The following is a 17,453-nucleotide window of genomic DNA, read 5'->3' on the forward strand; positions in this document are numbered from 1 at the left end:
TTTAAGATTTGATTGGCAGGAATATGCCTAAAGAGCACTGAATCAGAACCCTGTTTTTCTGAAGAATAGATCCACTAGAGCAGATATCCTCTTTTCCTCAATCAATGGTTCGTCAAAGCTCATCGGCTTTGAGTTGACTTCATAAATGACATAGTTGCCTTTCTCAGTGATTCCGGCATCAAGGGAGAATTCTCCAAAGTAACCTAACTCTTCAGTAAGCAGCTGTCCGATTTCCTTTACCGCCCAGTCGAAGAATTGGTCATGCCTGTCATTCTTTACCTTTATATAAGGAAGCAAGATTCCTCCATTCGGCAGGTGGGTGGTCAGGTCCTGCTTCTGAGATTGGCGTATGCCTATTCCTGTTACTTCATACCCACCCGGTCCATCATGGGCGTGGACCCGGAAGTCAAATCGTTTCCCGTCGATGGCTGAAGCCAATACTTCTTTCTGGGCGATATACTCGTACTTTAATAACTGCCTGGATTTGACTTTCCAAAACTCCTTTATGCCAGGATACAGATGGCGGTGGGAGTGACTTTCAAACTCAATCATTCCTTCTTTTTGGCGCAGGCGAAAAATCCCGATGCCCTTGGAAGACGAAGCAGGCTTCAAATAGATGCGCTCATGTTTATCAAGGAAAGCGGCCAGCTTGATCATTGATTTCACTTCAATACTTTCCGGCATTAGCTTCCTTAATTGTGGATGTCTGGAAAATAGGGAGTACAGTTTGTTTTTATTGATGAAGCCAGGGTTGAAAAATGGAATTCCAAGTGCAGACAGATAGTTTACGGCATCCTTGAAAGCTGGCTGCTGCTCAGCCTTTCGAAAGGGTACCCGATTATATACAAGATGGGGAAGAGGTGTTTTTGCTGGTATCCATTTTTGGGCAGTGGGTGAAAATATGACACCTGTCAGGCCATCCTTGATGATGGTTTCCGGGGGGAAGACGACAATCAGTCCATTCCGTTTCTGCATCTCGGCTTGAATCGCCTGGAATAATGATCCATTGCCAGACAGGTTCATATTCTTGCTCATTGAAGTCATGATCCCAATCAGCGGACCAATATTTCTTTGCTTGTTTTTTAACAGAAACTGCTGGCTGTTTTCAGGAAGTGTCTCTGATGAAGCAGCTGGGATGTTGACTTTATTAAAGCCAAAGCGGAATGTTTCACCAGCTTTGGCTTCATGAGTCCATGCCTTCGATTCAGCATTATAGCGGAGAATCATTTGAAAATATCCTCAGGTGCTGTAATAGCCTTTTCCGCTAAAAAAATGCCGAATGACAAAGACAGTTTCCGGGTCAATAAATCAAAATTCTTTAGCTTGGGATGCTTAAAGATCGACCTTCCCGGCTTTGAATTAGCCTCAAAGAGCCATACTTTTCCTGATTTGTCAATTCCAAAGTCAAAACCAAGTTCGCCGATGATACCTTCCATATTTTTTTCTAAAATGGAGCTTAAAATCAGAGCGGCTTCAGATAGTTTTTCCTCATAGAGCTGTCGTTCGGTTTGGTCTTCAAATAGCTCATCAAGTGATTTTACGACTCCGCCGTTATTCACATGGGTAGTGACACTGCCCTGGCCGGCAATTTTTGCGGCAATGGCGGCTACCTGCCAAACTCCGTATTCGTCCTTATTTGTGTGGACCCTGAAATCAATGAGCCTTTTTTCAGATCGCAGCAGGCTGATTCCCTGTTGGACAATCATCTGCGAAAGGTTTCTTTTGTGAAAAATCTTCTTCATCAACTTTTCAAGGCTTTCAAACTTCGTTAATTTATTAATGCCCTCCTGGTCACGGTAACGGCAATAATAATAGCCATTATACTTATCGAACAGAATTTGGTGGATGCCAAGTCCAAGACTTCCATTAGCAGGTTTTACATAGACATTTCCGTAATTGGAAAGCATTCTTTCTATCACTGAAAAAGAAGAGAACTGATGGGTTTCAGGCAAGTATTCTGCTGCCCGATCATCTTGCTGCAGCCTCTCGAATACATCCAGTTTGCTGAAAAAGCCAGGATTATACCATGGAATCAAGTAATCGGCCTGCATCCTTGATTTCAGGCTGCGAAGCTCAGACTTTCTTTCGGTTCGCCTGTTTGGCAGCCGGTCATAGACGACATTTGGGAAGGGGACCTTTATTTTCATCCATCCTCCATCGACAAAGAAATAACCTTCAATCAGCCCCTGTTCCCAGTCGATATGTTCCTCGCCAAACACGAAGGGTAAGGCGCCGACCGTCTTATTGACTGAAAGCAGCTTGGCAAAGAACATTGACCTCTCGCCAATCGGTCTTAATGGGAAAGGGGTAAAGCCTGACGTCAGGATGCCGATCAGAGGCCCGATAAACAATGTATTCTGGTCAATAAATAGATGCAAGGAGATAGATAAATCAGGCATAGAGAGCTCCTTTTGTACATCATTGCTCAGGACAACCACGTTTTTTCCTTTAGGATGAGGAGCGCAAGTAACATCCACCACCTTGTTGCCAAATGCAATTTTATTGATTGTATTTGGCAGTATGAGATCAGCAGGAACAAAGACGACTTGTTTAGAGTGGGAGATGATTTCTATTGGGTATTTCTTTCTCATAAGTGCTGTTCCTCTCTTTCTGGCAGAATTTTCGAAAGCAGGGTGGCATATTCGATTGGTGCTTTATATAGCACTTCTTTCAAATCGGGATTAGTGGAAGTGATGACCTTTCTGCCGGGTTTTGAATTTGTATCTAGCACCCAGAGGGCATGATCCTTTGAAACACCAATATCTACTCCCAGCTCGAATAGGCGGGGGAATGATGCTTCAATGATGCCTGGAAGTTGCGAAAGAATTTCCTCTAATTCAAGTGAAATGAATTTTCTCGTTCGGATATCGAGGGAATTCACGTATTCATCAAATGGCAATATTTCTCCGCCGGCACGTAAGTTAGACAGGATTCCATCCTTCATTCCACGGCGGATGCCCTTGCCGCGCGCAATCCATTTTCCCTCATGATCTTTTTGCAGCAGTACCCTTATGTCAAAAGGACAATTCTGCGGATCTGACAGACTGAGGTATGGCTGCATCATATACTCTTTTTTTCTGAATAAGTTATCAAGCCAATCCTCTGTCTCACTGGTGGAATGGAAGGTTCTCGTAATCAGTCCGTCACCAATGTCGGCTGAGATTTCGAACTCTCTGCCTGTTTTTTTAAGCTTGTAAATTCCTGCCCCGCCAGAACCGAAAACCGGTTTCAATATAGCCGTATCCATCACATCCAGTTGGGCAATAACAGCTTTACCGCTGCTGGCAAGAATCGTTTTGGGAATATAGGGAGAGAGAGGAGATTGCGATAGAACCTGGTATATATCCCATTTATTTGGCAAACCGTATCCGAGGAAGGTAATATCCGTTTTTTTCTTCAGCCATTTCACAATCGCCATGGCCTGTTTCGAAGCAAGGTCATTTGTATAAAAACAGCGGTCATAAATGATGTTTGGGAGCTGGAATTCGGCTTTTACCCAGCAATCTTTTTTTTGGTCGAACCTCTCACCTGTAACCATTTCGGTGATTGGATGGATACTAGCTGGCGAAAACCTAAAACAGGTGAATCTGTCTGCATTCGCCCGCCTGGCCATTTCGGTAAAATAGGTTAATTCACTTTTCAAGGAAAGTGACATCATTCCAAATGAAATCATCTTGTATTTCTCCTTTTGTCCAGGGATAAGGTAGTACTTTTCACTTAGAGTGGTCCAGCTCCAGCGCCTAGCCCCTCGAGTCGCTTCAGTCCTACCAATGAAGTCAAAGAGCGACTTCACTGTCAGGCCCTCCAGCGCTTGTCGGGGCTGAACAAGGCACTGGCGCATTTCATTTATGGCTGGCAAAGTCCGTAGCAATGCTCAATGATGGATTTGGTGGAGGGCCTGATTTTGGCTCCCCGTTCTTCAAAGTTTTTGGAGGGCTTGGAATTTGCTTCGATCAGCCACAAGTTTCCTTTAATATCGATTCCAATATCAATCCCCAACTCGCCTGTTAGTCCCTCAGCATATTTGCTGATGACTTCTGCCGTCTCAAGGGCCAGCTCTTTCATCAGCGCCAGTTGATGTTTCGCTTGCTCTCTTCCGAATATCAACGCCAGCGTGTAGCCAGGCTTCATGATTTCGCCGCCGCGGGCTATATTTGATACGAATAATTGTTCAGCGGAAACCCTGGCGACGATGGAGGTAACCTTCCAGAAGTGCTGGGCATTTTTATGGCAAAGGACCCTGAAGTCCATCCTTCTGCCATTTAGTTCCGATAGCTGTATTCCCTGCTGAATGATACATAGCCGTTTTTCGACGATTGGAGAAATGGAACGGGCTAGTTCTGATACATGGTTAAATTCTCGAAGGTCACTGGCAGGCAGTGAAGAAAGGGATGCATGGAATATCCCATCTGTTTTACCTACCTGGATAATATTTCGGCCCTGGCTGCCGTGTACTGGTTTAATGTATAACTCATCATGCTTTTCAAGCATGCTTTCGAGCAGACTCTCAGAATAAAGATGTGTTTCTGGTATGAAAGGATGCAAGTGGTCTTCTTTCATTATAGATTCATGAATTTCCCACTTCGAAAGGAAGCGGTGATTAAATATCTTTATTCCGAGAGCATCCAATTTATTTAAAAATCCCTTAAATCCTTTGCTGATTTCGGTTCTTCGTGACGATACGCGATTATATATGACAGCTGGAAGAGGGAAGAAACCTTTTTTCCATCCATCCTCTTTATCATCATAAGAAAAGCCCTCTACTCCTTGATCAGAAAAGCCTTTGAGTGAAAAAACATAAAAGCTTCCCCCTAATTCAGAAACTCCCTGGTGAAGCTCTTCGCAAAAGGAGTGGACTTTACCAAAGTCAGGTGCATGATTTTCATTTATTTCAGTCAGCAAAGCGATGATAGGATTGTTGGGTAAGCTTCTCGATTTTGCTGGCGTCATAGCTTCTCCTCATTTTCTTTTAGGCTTCAAGGCAGCACCCTATTGTAAATAGGCAAACACACATATTGCATCCTATGAATAGTAGTGGTTATTGGTGATTTTCATGGTAAGAACTGATGTCGCCAGACCCGAACTTTTGGCAATCAGCAACATAGTTTGTTATAGTGGAGTGGAGCGTTTAACGTAGAAGGAGTGATTTAAATGGCAGTCAATACTTATGATTCAGCCTACGAATTGGAAAAAGCAATCAGGAACAGTTCGGAATACACGGAACTAAAAAAGCTTTATGATGCTGTGAATAGCGATGAATCAGCAAAAAGAATGTTTGAAAACTTCCGCAATATCCAGATGCAGCTTCAGGAAAAGCAAATGACTGGGCAGGAAATTACCCAGGAAGAAGTAGAGCAGGCGCAAAAGACAGTAGCGCTTGTACAGCAGCATGAACTAATTTCTAAGCTGATGGAAGCAGAACAAAGAATGAGCATGGTCATTGCTGAGCTTAATCAAATCATCATGAAGCCTCTTGAAGAGCTTTACGGTAACCCGAACCAGCAGTAATAATAAAATTGTCAGGACTCCCGCCGATGTGCGGGAGTTTTTTTGTTGTATAGGATTAAGGAACAACTGCCAGGTCATGACGGACAAAAATCAGCGGAAAAGAAGAAAAACTGTCCGTCATCTATGACTCTTTTTAAGCGGAAGGGGAAAATCGATATGTTGCATTCGTTCCCTCTGCGCTCGGGTTCCCGCAAGGAAGCTAATATCAATATCCTGACCATGTTCTATTCTCTTGCTTTCTATCATACAAGTTAAATAAGGACAAAAACACCGAAGAAATGGGGGCATAAATATGATTTACCGTCTTCTTGCGCTTAATGTGGATGGAACGATTCTCCAATCAAATGGGAGGCTTCATAAATCCACAAGGGATGCGATTGAGTACGTTCAGCAAAAAGGAGTGTACGTGACTCTAGTAACTTCAAGAAGCTTTCCATCGGCCAAAAAAGTGGCTAAAGCGCTGAAAATAAATTCATTGCTTGTGACTCATCTAGGTTCTTATATTTCTAATGACCTTCGCAGTGATCCTGTTTTTGAAAAACGGATTTCTGAGGATGTCACCTTCCAGCTCGTCAGGTTCCTTGAGAGCTTCCCGTGCCAAATCCGGCTTGTTCATGAAAAGTTTTCACTGGCAAACAAGTATAAATTAAACCACAATCTGCTGGCGAAAACAGTTTTCACTTCAGGGGACCCGATCTTTTACTCACAGCAATTCACCGATTCTATCAGTGAAGCATTGGTCAATGATCCAGTCGCGCCTCCTAAAATTGAAGTCTATTTCGAGTACGAAGAGGACTTGAAGGATGCTCAGCAAGCAATAAATGGAATGTTCTCAGAAGTTTCCCTGTCAAGGCTGAATGACTACAGGCTCGATATCATGCCTGAGGGTGTATCAAAATTGAACGGATTGATCCAGCTTGGGGAACACCTTGGCATCCCATTAAAGGAAATGGTCGCGATCGGCGATGGAAATGATGATATCGATATGATTGAGGCAGCCGGACTTGGCGTCGCAATGGGGAATGCATCAGTCGAAGTGAAAAAGGCTGCCGACTGGGTGACCCGCTCGAACAACCAGCACGGTGTCAGCTATATGGTTAAGGAACACTTTCGCAAACAACAGCCAATCGAATTTCTCCGGAAGATGAATATTATAAAAATGTAAAAATACCAAGCATGCCTGTGGTGAAGATTCAGGCATGCTTTTGCTGTTTACTAAGGAATTTATGTGATTTTTTCGGAATATAAGTGCTGAGTTAAGGAATATATCCGTTTTTTAAGGAATGGATCTGTTAAAGCTAAATGTTGTTTTTACATCCTGTTGATTGTAGTGGAAGGCGCGAAGACTCCTGCGGGATGAGCAAGTCATGGGGAGACCCCGGAAGCGCTTAAAGCGCTGAGGAGGCTCCCCGACTGCCCGCGGAAAGCGAAGCGCCTGGAACGAAAATCAACAGCCAAGTTTAACAGAGCCAGAGGAATAAAAGTACTGAACTAAGGAATTTATAGGATTTTTAAGGAAAATAAATTGCCAGTCTATGATACTCAGCCGGACCACCGCCGAAAACTGGTACCTTTTGCACTGTCTTGACCTTTGAATCATTCTTCTATTACACTTATTGAAGCATGTTTAATTGAAAAAGGTGAATCTCATGAGAATTAATATAAAAGGTATACAAGATGAAAGATTTCAGCGTCCTTTAGGATTGATTGCTAATTTGTTTTTTGAAGAATCCGAAGTAGTATTAAGCGAGACGGAACAGAAAGCAGATGCAACAATTGAATTCGATGTCCAGAATGTCGAAGGGCAGTTTATTGTAAAAGCAGTCCTCGTAGCAGAAGGGGAGACTTTTACAGCCGAGGCTAGTAAAGAAATTTCAACAGGTTTGAGCGATAAGGAAGCATTCAAATTGCTTAAAACCGTCATTTCAAGAGCGTATTTAAAAGTGCTCCAAGACTGGACAGGAATGATCCAGAAATGGGGCATTCTAACCGGCGTGCGCCCTACCAAGCTTTTGCATAAAAAGCTCCGTGAAGGGATGGACCAGCAGATTGCTCATAAAGAGCTGAAGGAACAGTATTTGATATCTGATGAAAAAATTCAGCTCATGCAGCAAATAGTTGACCGTCAGCTTGCGGTACTGCCTGACTTGTACGATCTGAAAAATGGTGTCAGCGTTTATATTGGCATCCCATTTTGCCCGACGAAGTGTGCTTACTGCACCTTCCCGGCTTATGCGATTAACGGTCGCCAGGGTTCTGTGGATTCTTTCCTTGGCGGGCTTCATTATGAAATCCGCCAAATCGGGGACTGGCTGAAGAAGAATGATATCAAGATTACGACCGTTTACTATGGTGGCGGCACACCGACCTCGATTACCGCTGAAGAAATGGATATGCTCTATGAAGAGGTTCAGCAATCATTCCCGGATGTGGAGAATATCAGGGAAGTAACTGTCGAAGCCGGCCGGCCGGATACGATCACTCCTGAAAAACTGGAGGTGCTGAAAAAGTGGAATATCGATCGGATCAGCATCAACCCTCAGTCTTACATTCAGGAAACATTGAAGGCCATCGGACGTCACCATACAGTGGAAGAAACGATTGAAAAATTCCATCTTGCCCGAGAAATGGGAATGAACAACATCAACATGGATTTGATCATCGGCCTTCCAGGAGAAGGGACAGAGGAATTTGCCCATACCCTTTCTGAAACGGAAAAGCTAATGCCGGAATCCTTGACGGTCCATACTCTTTCTTTTAAAAGAGCGTCAGAAATGACAAGGAATAAACAGAAGTATAAAGTTGCTGGACGCGATGAAATAGAAAGAATGATGAATATGGCTGAATCATGGACAAAGGAACATGACTACGTGCCATACTATCTGTACAGGCAGAAAAACATTCTTGGAAATCTGGAGAATGTCGGTTATGCTTTCCCGGAACAGGAGAGCCTGTACAATATCATCATCATGGAAGAGCAGCAAACCATCATCGGCCTTGGATGCGGGGCATCAAGCAAATTCATTGACCCCCAAACAGGTGTCATCACCCAATTCTCGAATCCAAAGGATCCAAAATCATATAACGACAGTTTTGAAGAATATGCGAAAAAGAAAATCGAGATTCTCGACTCATTATTTAATAAGACTAGCTCCCGAAGATAAATTCGGGAGTTTTTTTGATTGGGAGAAGTATGTATGAAAAGCGCTCCCCAACTTATATTTTATCAAGCGTCCATTTCGCTTATTCTTTAAAAAATCAAAATAGTGAGAAAAAGGTTTTTAAATATAACTTCTCCCTATATAATAAAAATATAAGGATAAATGGAGGGGATGAATGTGGCGATTGAATTTTCAACGGACACTGTAAAACTAGACATTAATGGACGTGTGGCGGTACTTGAGTTGAACAGGCCTGAAGCACTGAATGCACTTGATGTGGAAATGATCAAGGGAATCACGATGAACCTGAAGGAAATCTGCAAGTCTGATGAGATTGAGATCGTGCTGATAAAAGGAGCTGGGCGTGCCTTCTCTGCAGGCGGGGACATCAAAACCATGCTTTCCAATACAAATGAAAGCGATTTCTATCATGTGATGGATGATATCCATGATATGATCGTTACGCTATACAGTATGCCAAAAGTAACAATCAGCGCAGTTACCGGTGCTGCGGCCGGGTTGGGCTTCAGTCTAGCGCTTGCGACAGATTACATAATCGCTGAGCCATCGAGCAAGATTGCCATGAATTTTATTGGCATAGGTTTGATCCCGGATGGAGGAGGCCACTTCTTCATGGAGGAGCGCCTTGGAGAAACGAAGGCGAAGCAGCTGATTTGGGATGGAAAAACCCTTTCTGCGAATGATGCGTTGACTCTGGGCCTTATTGACGAGGTGCCAGATGGAGATTTTACAGAAGCGGTGGAGGCGAAAATACAAGAATGGTTGAATAAGCCAGTCCAGGCTATGATAAAAACAAAGAAAATTCTTGCAGAGAAAAACAGACCTGCCCTGTTGAAAATCCTTGAACTGGAAAAATACGGGCAGTTTAAAATGCGTCAGACAGAAGACCACCAGGAGGGCATCGCCGCTTTCCTTGAAAAGAGGAAGCCGCAGTTCAAAGGGAAATAAACAAAAAAAGCAAAGAGGATGGGAGCCTCTTTGCTTTTCTTATGGACGGAAAAGGACCAGCTTGCCTCTCGGTGATGTGCAGCGGTGCGTCTTGTCACTGAGGTTTTTTTCCTCAAGCATTCTTGTGCCAATTTCCTTTGCTTCTTCATCATTGCCAGCCTGAAAAGACTCGTCAATCAGTTTTTTCCCATTAGGTTCAAAGGCTGTCAGTTTGTAAGTATCCATCACAACTTCCCCTTTTTAAAAAATAGTTCTTGCAAAATTCAGATGATTACTATTATTTTTGCATAACTTTTTTAAATATGCAAAACAAAAATATGAAACTATTTGCTTATTCAGTTCGTAGTAATTTAATGGAAAAGGAGGAAGATGATTATGGTGTTACAGCTTGAACAGGTTACAAAGAGATTTGGCAACTTTACAGCAGTGAACCAGCTATCACTCAATATACCAGAAAAAGAGATGTTTGGTTTCCTTGGTGCTAATGGTGCTGGGAAGACGACTACTTTCCGGATGATTCTCGGGTTGCTGGATGTCTCGGAAGGAAAGATTACCTGGGATGGGAAACCGATTAATTATGACACGAGCAGTATCATTGGTTACCTTCCGGAGGAAAGAGGACTTTATCCAAAATTAAAAGTCCGGGAACAAATTGTCTATCTTGCCAGGCTGAGAGGGATGCAAAAACAAGCGGCCCTCAAGGAGCTTGAGTACTGGCTTAATCGTTTTAAGGTTCCAGAATATGCTGATAAAAAGGTTGAAGAGCTTTCGAAGGGGAATCAGCAAAAAATTCAGTTCATCGCCGCGGTCATCCATAAGCCAAGACTATTGATCCTTGATGAGCCCTTCAGCGGATTGGATCCCGTCAACGTTGAACAATTGAAGGAAGCGGTGCTTGAACTGAAAAATGCGGGTACGACGATTGTATTTGCAAGTCATCGTATGGAGCATGTGGAAGAAATGTGTGAACATATTTGCATCATGCACAAAGGAAAACCTGTCGTTCATGGTGCCCTTAAGGAAATCAAAAGATCCTTTGGTAAAAAGAATTTGGTCATCCATGCTGATTTTGATACCAGTTTCTTAAAGGAATATCCAGGAGTGACGAGAGCGAAATCCACAGCAGAGGGAATACATCTGCAAATCACTGGTGAGCAGGTTGCTGAATCCATTTTGAACGAGATTGTTGGTAAAGGCTTTATCCGTAAGTTCGTTCTTGAAGAACCAAGCCTCAATGATATTTTCATAGAAAAGGTGGGTGATTCATATGAATAATTTCTTCATTATCCTGATCCATACATACATGAGTAAGCTGAAAACAAAATCCTTCCTGGTTACCACCATCCTGACCGCAGGGATTATGCTAGCGCTCACGAATATGACGAACATCATCGATTTTTTCAACAAAGGTGACGAAGCGGATAAAATCATTGTCATTGATGAGTCTGGCCAGTTGTTTGAGCCACTGAAGCAGCAGATGAAGTTAGTTAACGAAGAGTTGGTCCTGGATGAGTTTGATGGAAATGAAGAGAGCGCAAGGAAAGCTGTCGAGGAAGGGGAATATAAAGGACTTCTTCAACTGAGCTTGAACAATGAAGAGCTCCCGGCAGCTGCCTACCAGGCGATGAGCATTGCTGATTCTGCTATTCCTGGAGACCTGCAGGCTGGATTACAGCAGATTAAGACGGCAATGGCTTCTACACAAATTAATATCGCTCCGGATCAATTGGAAAAGTTGTACGCACCAGTTGAATTCGAAAAATCGGCACTTGAAGAAGATGCCAAGACAGAAGAGGAACTGAATCAGGCACGAGGATTAGTCTATGTCCTTCTTTTCATCATCTATTTTGCAGTCATCATGTATGCCAATATGATCGCAATGGAAGTCGCGACCGAGAAATCATCAAGAGTAATGGAAATCATGATCTCAAGCGTATCTCCGATCAAGCAAATGTTCGCGAAAATTCTGGGCATCGGGCTATTAAGCTTGACTCAACTTGCAGTCCTCTTGCTGGTTGGGTACTTCTCGATCAAGCAGAATCTTGAAAGCATGGAGGGCGGATTCTTTGAGTTCTTCGGTTTTGGGAATGTTGCAGCCAGCACGATCATTTATGCGGTTATCTTCTTCATATTAGGATACTTCCTGTATGCAACGATGGCAGCGTTCCTTGGCTCACTTGTCAGCCGGATTGAAGATGTCCAGCAAATGATCACACCGATGACACTTCTGGTTGTTGCAGGCTTCATGATGGCGATGTTCGGACTAGGTCAGCCGGAAGCTCCATTTGTGAAATATACATCCTTCATCCCGTTTTTCTCACCAATGCTAATGTTCCTGCGTGTCGGGATGCTGAACATTCCATTCTGGGAAATCGCTTTATCAATCGGTATCCTTGTGGCAACTATTGCCTTCCTGGCAGTATTCGGTGCTAGGGTATACCGAGGCGGAGTGCTAATGTACGGAAAATCCAATTCCTTTAAGGACATCAAAAAAGCACTGCAGCTAACGAAAAACGAATAAAGCGAAAAGCCGCGATCCTGTGATTGCGGCTTTTTTATACAGGGATTTGGATTCAATTTGTGGAATATGTATTAGAGAGAAAATGGAATCCTGAATGATCATGCAAACCCAGATTTCAGTCGCAATTTGAATAGTTGCATAGAAGGAGAGTGTTCGTGGTGAGACAGATTATTGCTATGGGCGGCGGAGGTTTTTCGATGGAGCCGGAAAATCCGCTGTTGGATTTATATATTCTGGGGCAGGCGGAAACCCGCACGCCCAAAGTTTGCTTTGTGCCGACAGCCAGCGGCGATGCGGAAAATTATATTTCGAGATTCTATAACGCTTTCGAAAACCATGAATGCACCCCTTCCCATCTTTCATTGTTCCGTCCTCCAACAAGGGATTTGGAAGACTATGTGATGGATAAGGATATCATTTATGTAGGCGGAGGAAATACAAAGAACCTCCTGGCGTTGTGGAAGGAGTGGGGTCTTGATGCGGTCATGCGGAAAGCCTGGCAGGATGGAAAAGTTATGGCTGGAGTAAGCGCGGGCTCAATCTGCTGGTTCGAGGAAGGTGTAACAGATTCTTTTGGCAGTGGACTACAACCGTTAAAGACCCTCGGATTCTTAAAAGGGAGTAATTGCCCGCATTATGATGGAGAAGAGGATCGTCGGCCTGCATATCAGGAATTCGTAGGCTGTGGCAGGATTGCTCCTGGATATGCCGCAGATGACGGAGCGGCATTGCATTATATCGATGAGCAGCTAATCAGAGCGGTAAGCTCACGCCCGGAAGCAAAAGCCTATCATGTTTGGGAATCAGGCGGAAAGGTGCAAGAAGAAACCATGGAGACCATCTATCTTGGATAAAGAGGAACTGCAGTCAAATGAGGACTGCAGTTTTTTTCGTTAAAAGTGTTTGGGAAAGTGTCCAGCTCAAGGGATTGTCAGATGCTGACCAAGCCGCTTACTTTTTTTGCGGTAGAACGTGCATTCGTATTTTTGGAGTGATAAAATAAAAGAAAACAGGAATGGAAAGGAATCATCCAATGAAACGGGTTAAATTTTTACATACTGCCGACCTTCATCTTGATAGCCCGATGGTCGGCCTGCGGCATCTGCCCAAAGCCATCTTTCATCGGCTTCAGGAGAGCACATTTACGGCTTTGAAAAATATTACGAATACTGCAATTGAGCTTGAAGTGGATTTTGTCGTCATGGCGGGCGATCTATTCGATGGAGAGGACCGGAGCATTCGAGCCCAGGCTGTTCTCCGTAATGAAATGGAAAAACTGGCTGACAAAGGGATTAAGGTATATGCAATCCACGGAAATCATGATCATCTAGGCGCAAAGTCTGTAACATTAAAATTTCCAGACAATGTTCACTTTTTCTCAGATCAGGTGGAAAAGGTCGACTTCAGGAAGGCTGATGGTACTCTTGTCCATCTATACGGGTTTAGCTATCCAGAGCGGCATGTGATGGAGCGATGGATCGATAAATATCAGAAGGTCGATGGTGCGGACTTTCACATTGGATTGCTTCATGGCCATTTTGAGGGTGTGAGTGATCATGGTAAATATGCACCCTTCAGATTATCTGACCTTATCGAAAAAGACTATGATTACTGGGCACTTGGTCATATCCATAAAAGAGCGCATTTATCTCATCAGCCTTATGTTGTCTATCCTGGGAACCCTCAAGGACGGAACAGGAAGGAGCTGGGGGAAAAAGGAGCCTCTATCGTTCATTTGACAGAAGCGGGTACAGAAGTTTCCTTTTTTGGCACTGCCGATGTGATTTGGGATGAAATCGTCATTGATGGACAAGACTTGGTAAGTTTCAATGCATTGTATGAGAAATGCCTGAATGCAATCGATGGAAAAAGGCGAGAAGGAAAAGGCGTCCTGCTGGATATCCGGATTGAAGGCCTGAATTCCAGTCTGTCTGATATGACTGAAAAAATAGCCAATGGTGAACTTCTGGAACTCCTGCAGGAAGCAGAAAAGGAAGAGGATTCCTTTGTCTGGGTGCACAGGCTGAAGTTTACCGAAGATATTGCTGTCGATCGTGCTGAACTGATTAAGCAAAGTGATTTTTATCAGGAGCTGTTCACTACAATTGAGGAATATGATGATTTACGAGACCCGTTGTCTCCGCTATTCCAGCACAGCCAGGCAAGGAGGCATATAGAGCTGATGTCAGAACGTGAAAAGCAAGAACTGGTTGAGGATGCCGAGAAGATCCTGCTCCAGCAGCTGCTGAAAAACTAAAGAAAGGAGGCGGGATGATGAAACTCATTGAATTGCATATATACGGATACGGCAAGTTCGAGGATTATGTGATTAATTCCTTTGATCAAATGCAGGTTTTTTATGGTGAAAATGAAGCTGGTAAATCGACCATTATGTCATTCATCCACAGTATCCTGTTCGGTTTTCCGGCCAGGCAAAGTGCAGAAATTCGCTATGAGCCAAAAAAGAACCCAAAGTATGGCGGCAAGATCAAAGCTTTTTTTCCTGATAGGGGAGTGGCTGTCATCGAGAGGATGAAAGGCAAGGCTGCAGGCGATGTGACTGTATCTCTAGAGAACGGAACGATTGGCGGTGAAGAACTACTTAAAGAACTTTTAAAGCGAATGGATAAAAGCATTTTTCAGGCCATTTTTTCATTCAATGTCCATGGATTGCAAAATATCCATGCACTGAAAGGAGAAGAGCTTGGCAGGTATTTATTCTCGGCAGGAACTCTTGGTACAGACAAACTCTTCAACACGGAGGGACTGCTGCTCAAGGAAATGGAATTGCGATTCAAGCCCAGTGGGAAACGGCCATTGCTGAATGAGAAGTTAAAAGAGTTGAAAGACATCCACAATTCGTTGAAAAATGCTGAGCAACAGAATGATCAATATTCAGAGTTGATGAGCACGAAAGAGGAAGTGAATAATAAAATTTCTCAGTTGGATAAAGAGATTTCAGTCCTTGAGCAGAATGGGATGAAGCTTCGTGAATATAAACGCAATGAAAAGTTGGTCCTGGAAGCAGCAGCATTGGACGGAAAAATTAACTTGCATGATCTGTCCTTTTTTCCGGAGGATGGCCTGAAGCGGCTTGAAAAATTGGACGAACAGCTTAAATTGATCCAGGCTAGAAAGTTACGGATAAATGATAAGAAGGATCAAGTCCTTAAAGATCTGGAAGAGCACAGGCCAAACTCAGAATTACTGGAAATGGAAACGGAAATTCAAGCACGAATTGAGAATCTTCCTTTATATGAACAACTGAAACAGGAAAAAAGGCTTCTGGAATCCAAGCTGGAGGAAATTACAGAAGAAATCAATCAGCTCAATGACAAGCTTCATATGGATTTCAATGAGGTAAATATCCACGGAATCAATACAAGCATCTTCATAAAGGAACAAGCCGACAAGGTGCAGCAGACAGAGCAAAGATTAATTAATAAAAAGCTGGAGCTGGAATCTGCTTTTGAAGAAGAGAAAAAGGCGCTGGCAGAGCTTGAAGCAAAGGCAGAAGCTGCAGAAGAAGTACTCCTAGATGAAGCAAAACGAACAGTTCTGGTGAATGATCTTGACCTGCTGGAAAACAAGGAAAGAATTCAATCCGAATTACAATATGTCATGGACCAGATTGAATCGGCCAAAATCATGGAAGAAAGTGAAAAAGCCAGACGTAGGCAGCAACAGAAGAAGGATCATACACAATTGCTTCTTCTCGGAAGCATTTTTCTCATTGTATCTCTCTGGGGGATTACAAATGGCACTTGGTTTCTAGCCGGAATAGGGATAGCAGGTTTGCTGTTTTTGCTTGCAGCGCGTTTAAAGTCCACAGAGAAAATGCCAATGGAGGACAGGGTTCTATCCAGGCTGCTGGAACGGGAAAGAGCGTTGAAGGAAAACTTGAACAGCCAGCCGGAAGGCAATGCTTATATGATCAAGAACTTACTGGCTAAGGACGAGGAGGCGAGGCTGCGACATCGAGAACTGATGATCAAAATCGAGCAGCAGCATAATCGTTTTGAAAAAGTAGTTCAGCAATTTGAATCATGGGAAGCAGATGAAGCGCAACTAAAGCGGAAAAGGTCGGAATTACTGAAACAATTTGGATTAACAGATCTTTCTGGTCCTATTAAAGTAGTGGATGCCTATCAATTAATAGAAAAACAAAAGCAGTATTTCCGTGAAAGAAAGAGAATAAAAGAAAGTTTAAAAAATGTGACCGGATCTATATCCGATATGGAAAGCAGCCTGAAAAAGCTTGCGGAACGATTCCTTCATAATGGCAATTTTGCTCCTGTGGAGGCAGCGGGACTATTAAAGCGGACATTGCGTGAAGCAATTGACCAGAAGTCGAGGCACCGTGAACTTTCCGGGAATCTGGAGGAAATGGAAGAAGAGTCATTATCTCTTAAGAAGGAAGAGGAAGTAATCAGTCAAGAAAAGGATAGATTACTTGAACAGGCCGGAACAGAGGATGAGGATGGATTCAGGCAGAAAGCGGAGAATACCTCATTGGTAAAAGGGTGGAAAGCCAGGCTGGAGGATATAAATCATCAACTGCTTGTATCAGGGATTACGGATGAGGATCGTGTAAAGATCCTGACAGGGATTCCTCTTGAGGAACAGATTGAGGAGAACGAATCGGAGCTAGTAAAGAGAAAGCGAGAGTTATCCGCAAAGTTTGACCAGATCGCCGATGTAAAGCATAAGATGAAGGTGCTTGAAGAAGGCGGCATATATAGTGAATTGCTTCATAAATATAAGCAGCTTCAGCATGAGTTCACGGAAGATGCAAAAGAATGGGCTAAGTTTGCGATCGCCAGGGATTTGCTCTCGAAGACAATTGATCGCTATAAGGATGAGCGGATGCCGAGAATGCTGGCCAAGGCTGAAAGCTTCCTGTCGATCTTGACAGATGGAAGCTATGTGAGAATCATTCCACAAATCTCCGGCAGCGGCTTCCTGATTGAAAGAAATGATCATGTTTTATTTGAAGCGAATGAGCTAAGCCAGGCAACTGCAGAACAAGTCTATGTATCCATCAGGCTTGCACTTGCTGCAGACCACCATGACCGCTATCCATTTCCGATTATCATCGATGACAGCTTTGTCAATTTTGACCATAACAGGACGAACCGGACGATTAGGCTGCTTAGGGAAATGAGCAATAACAACCAAATTCTCATTTTTACATGCCATCGCCATCTGCTGGACTATTTTGCTGAAAATGAAATCGTCAATCTGCAAGAAAAAAGTACAAATATAGTTTAAAAATGGCATGGTTTGAGAATCAG

15 protein-coding genes are annotated in these 17,453 nt (G+C 43.4%); 10 read left to right on the top strand and 5 right to left on the bottom strand.

Going from position 1 to position 17,453, the window contains the following annotated elements; translation table 11 throughout:
• Nucleotides 1–42: 42 nt before the first annotated feature.
• The 4 genes from AB5I83_RS13770 to AB5I83_RS13785 are packed head-to-tail and all read right to left on the bottom strand — an operon-like array spanning nucleotide 43 to nucleotide 4,950.
• Nucleotides 43–1,227 carry a YheC/YheD family endospore coat-associated protein gene (locus tag AB5I83_RS13770; RefSeq protein WP_448976050.1) on the bottom strand — a complete coding sequence of 395 codons (1,185 nt, stop codon included), beginning with the start codon at nucleotides 1,225–1,227 and terminating at the stop codon, nucleotides 43–45.
• Nucleotides 1,224–2,591, bottom strand: a complete 1,368-nt coding sequence (locus AB5I83_RS13775) for a YheC/YheD family endospore coat-associated protein (protein WP_448976051.1) — start codon at nucleotides 2,589–2,591, stop codon at nucleotides 1,224–1,226. The genes AB5I83_RS13770 and AB5I83_RS13775 overlap by 4 nt, the downstream gene beginning before the upstream one ends.
• The gene (locus AB5I83_RS13780) at nucleotides 2,588–3,793 is read right to left on the bottom strand and encodes a YheC/YheD family endospore coat-associated protein (RefSeq protein WP_448976052.1); all 1,206 of its coding nucleotides are present in this window, start codon (nucleotides 3,791–3,793) and stop codon (nucleotides 2,588–2,590) included. Before AB5I83_RS13780 ends, AB5I83_RS13775 begins: the two co-directional genes overlap by 4 nt.
• Before the next feature lie 53 nt (nucleotides 3,794–3,846).
• Entirely contained in the window at nucleotides 3,847–4,950 is a 1,104-nt protein-coding gene (locus tag AB5I83_RS13785) for a YheC/YheD family endospore coat-associated protein (RefSeq protein ID WP_448976053.1), read from the bottom strand.
• Between the two features lie 201 nt (nucleotides 4,951–5,151).
• On the opposite strand from AB5I83_RS13785, the gene AB5I83_RS13790 reads away from it, so the two are divergent.
• The 5 genes from AB5I83_RS13790 to AB5I83_RS13810 all read left to right on the top strand — a co-directional run bounded on the left by AB5I83_RS13790 (nucleotide 5,152) and on the right by AB5I83_RS13810 (nucleotide 9,638).
• Nucleotides 5,152–5,508 (top strand): YlbF family regulator, encoded by a 357-nt coding sequence (locus AB5I83_RS13790; RefSeq protein WP_448976054.1) that lies wholly within the window; start codon nucleotides 5,152–5,154, stop codon nucleotides 5,506–5,508.
• Nucleotides 5,509–5,553: 45 nt separating this feature from the next.
• Nucleotides 5,554–5,763: a hypothetical protein gene (locus AB5I83_RS13795; protein WP_448976055.1), complete on the top strand. Its 210-nt coding sequence runs from the start codon at nucleotides 5,554–5,556 to the stop codon at nucleotides 5,761–5,763.
• A gap of 37 nt (nucleotides 5,764–5,800) precedes the next feature.
• Nucleotides 5,801–6,673: a Cof-type HAD-IIB family hydrolase gene (locus AB5I83_RS13800; RefSeq protein ID WP_226644843.1), complete on the top strand. Its 873-nt coding sequence runs from the start codon at nucleotides 5,801–5,803 to the stop codon at nucleotides 6,671–6,673.
• A gap of 484 nt (nucleotides 6,674–7,157) precedes the next feature.
• A complete protein-coding gene (locus AB5I83_RS13805; protein WP_448976056.1) occupies nucleotides 7,158–8,672 on the top strand; it encodes a coproporphyrinogen III oxidase in 1,515 nt (504 codons plus the stop codon).
• A 174-nt stretch (nucleotides 8,673–8,846) separates the two neighbouring features.
• Nucleotides 8,847–9,638, top strand: a complete 792-nt coding sequence (locus AB5I83_RS13810; RefSeq protein ID WP_448976057.1) for an enoyl-CoA hydratase — start codon at nucleotides 8,847–8,849, stop codon at nucleotides 9,636–9,638.
• 39 nt (nucleotides 9,639–9,677) lie between these two features.
• On the opposite strand, the gene AB5I83_RS13815 is transcribed toward AB5I83_RS13810, so the two are convergent.
• Nucleotides 9,678–9,863, bottom strand: a complete 186-nt coding sequence (locus AB5I83_RS13815; RefSeq protein ID WP_448976058.1) for a YhzD family protein — start codon at nucleotides 9,861–9,863, stop codon at nucleotides 9,678–9,680.
• 150 nt (nucleotides 9,864–10,013) lie between these two features.
• Here AB5I83_RS13815 and AB5I83_RS13820 point away from each other — a divergent pair, with 150 nt between their 5' ends.
• The 5 genes from AB5I83_RS13820 (at nucleotide 10,014) to AB5I83_RS13840 (ending at nucleotide 17,430) form a co-directional block, all read left to right on the top strand.
• Nucleotides 10,014–10,913, top strand: a complete 900-nt coding sequence (locus AB5I83_RS13820; protein ID WP_448976059.1) for an ABC transporter ATP-binding protein — start codon at nucleotides 10,014–10,016, stop codon at nucleotides 10,911–10,913.
• Nucleotides 10,906–12,159 carry an ABC transporter permease gene (locus AB5I83_RS13825; RefSeq protein ID WP_448976060.1) on the top strand — a complete coding sequence of 418 codons (1,254 nt, stop codon included), beginning with the start codon at nucleotides 10,906–10,908 and terminating at the stop codon, nucleotides 12,157–12,159. The genes AB5I83_RS13820 and AB5I83_RS13825 overlap by 8 nt, the downstream gene beginning before the upstream one ends.
• Nucleotides 12,160–12,317: 158 nt before the next feature.
• Complete coding sequence (locus AB5I83_RS13830; RefSeq protein WP_448976452.1) at nucleotides 12,318–13,013, top strand: Type 1 glutamine amidotransferase-like domain-containing protein; 696 nt, start codon at nucleotides 12,318–12,320, stop codon at nucleotides 13,011–13,013.
• A gap of 179 nt (nucleotides 13,014–13,192) precedes the next feature.
• Complete coding sequence (locus tag AB5I83_RS13835; RefSeq protein ID WP_448976061.1) at nucleotides 13,193–14,416, top strand: metallophosphoesterase family protein; 1,224 nt, start codon at nucleotides 13,193–13,195, stop codon at nucleotides 14,414–14,416.
• 14 nt (nucleotides 14,417–14,430) lie between these two features.
• On the top strand, nucleotides 14,431–17,430 hold the full coding sequence (locus tag AB5I83_RS13840) for an AAA family ATPase (RefSeq protein ID WP_448976062.1): 3,000 nt from the start codon (nucleotides 14,431–14,433) through the stop codon (nucleotides 17,428–17,430).
• The last annotated feature ends 23 nt before the right edge of the window (nucleotides 17,431–17,453 follow it).

The organism is Mesobacillus sp. LC4 (assembly GCF_053543455.1).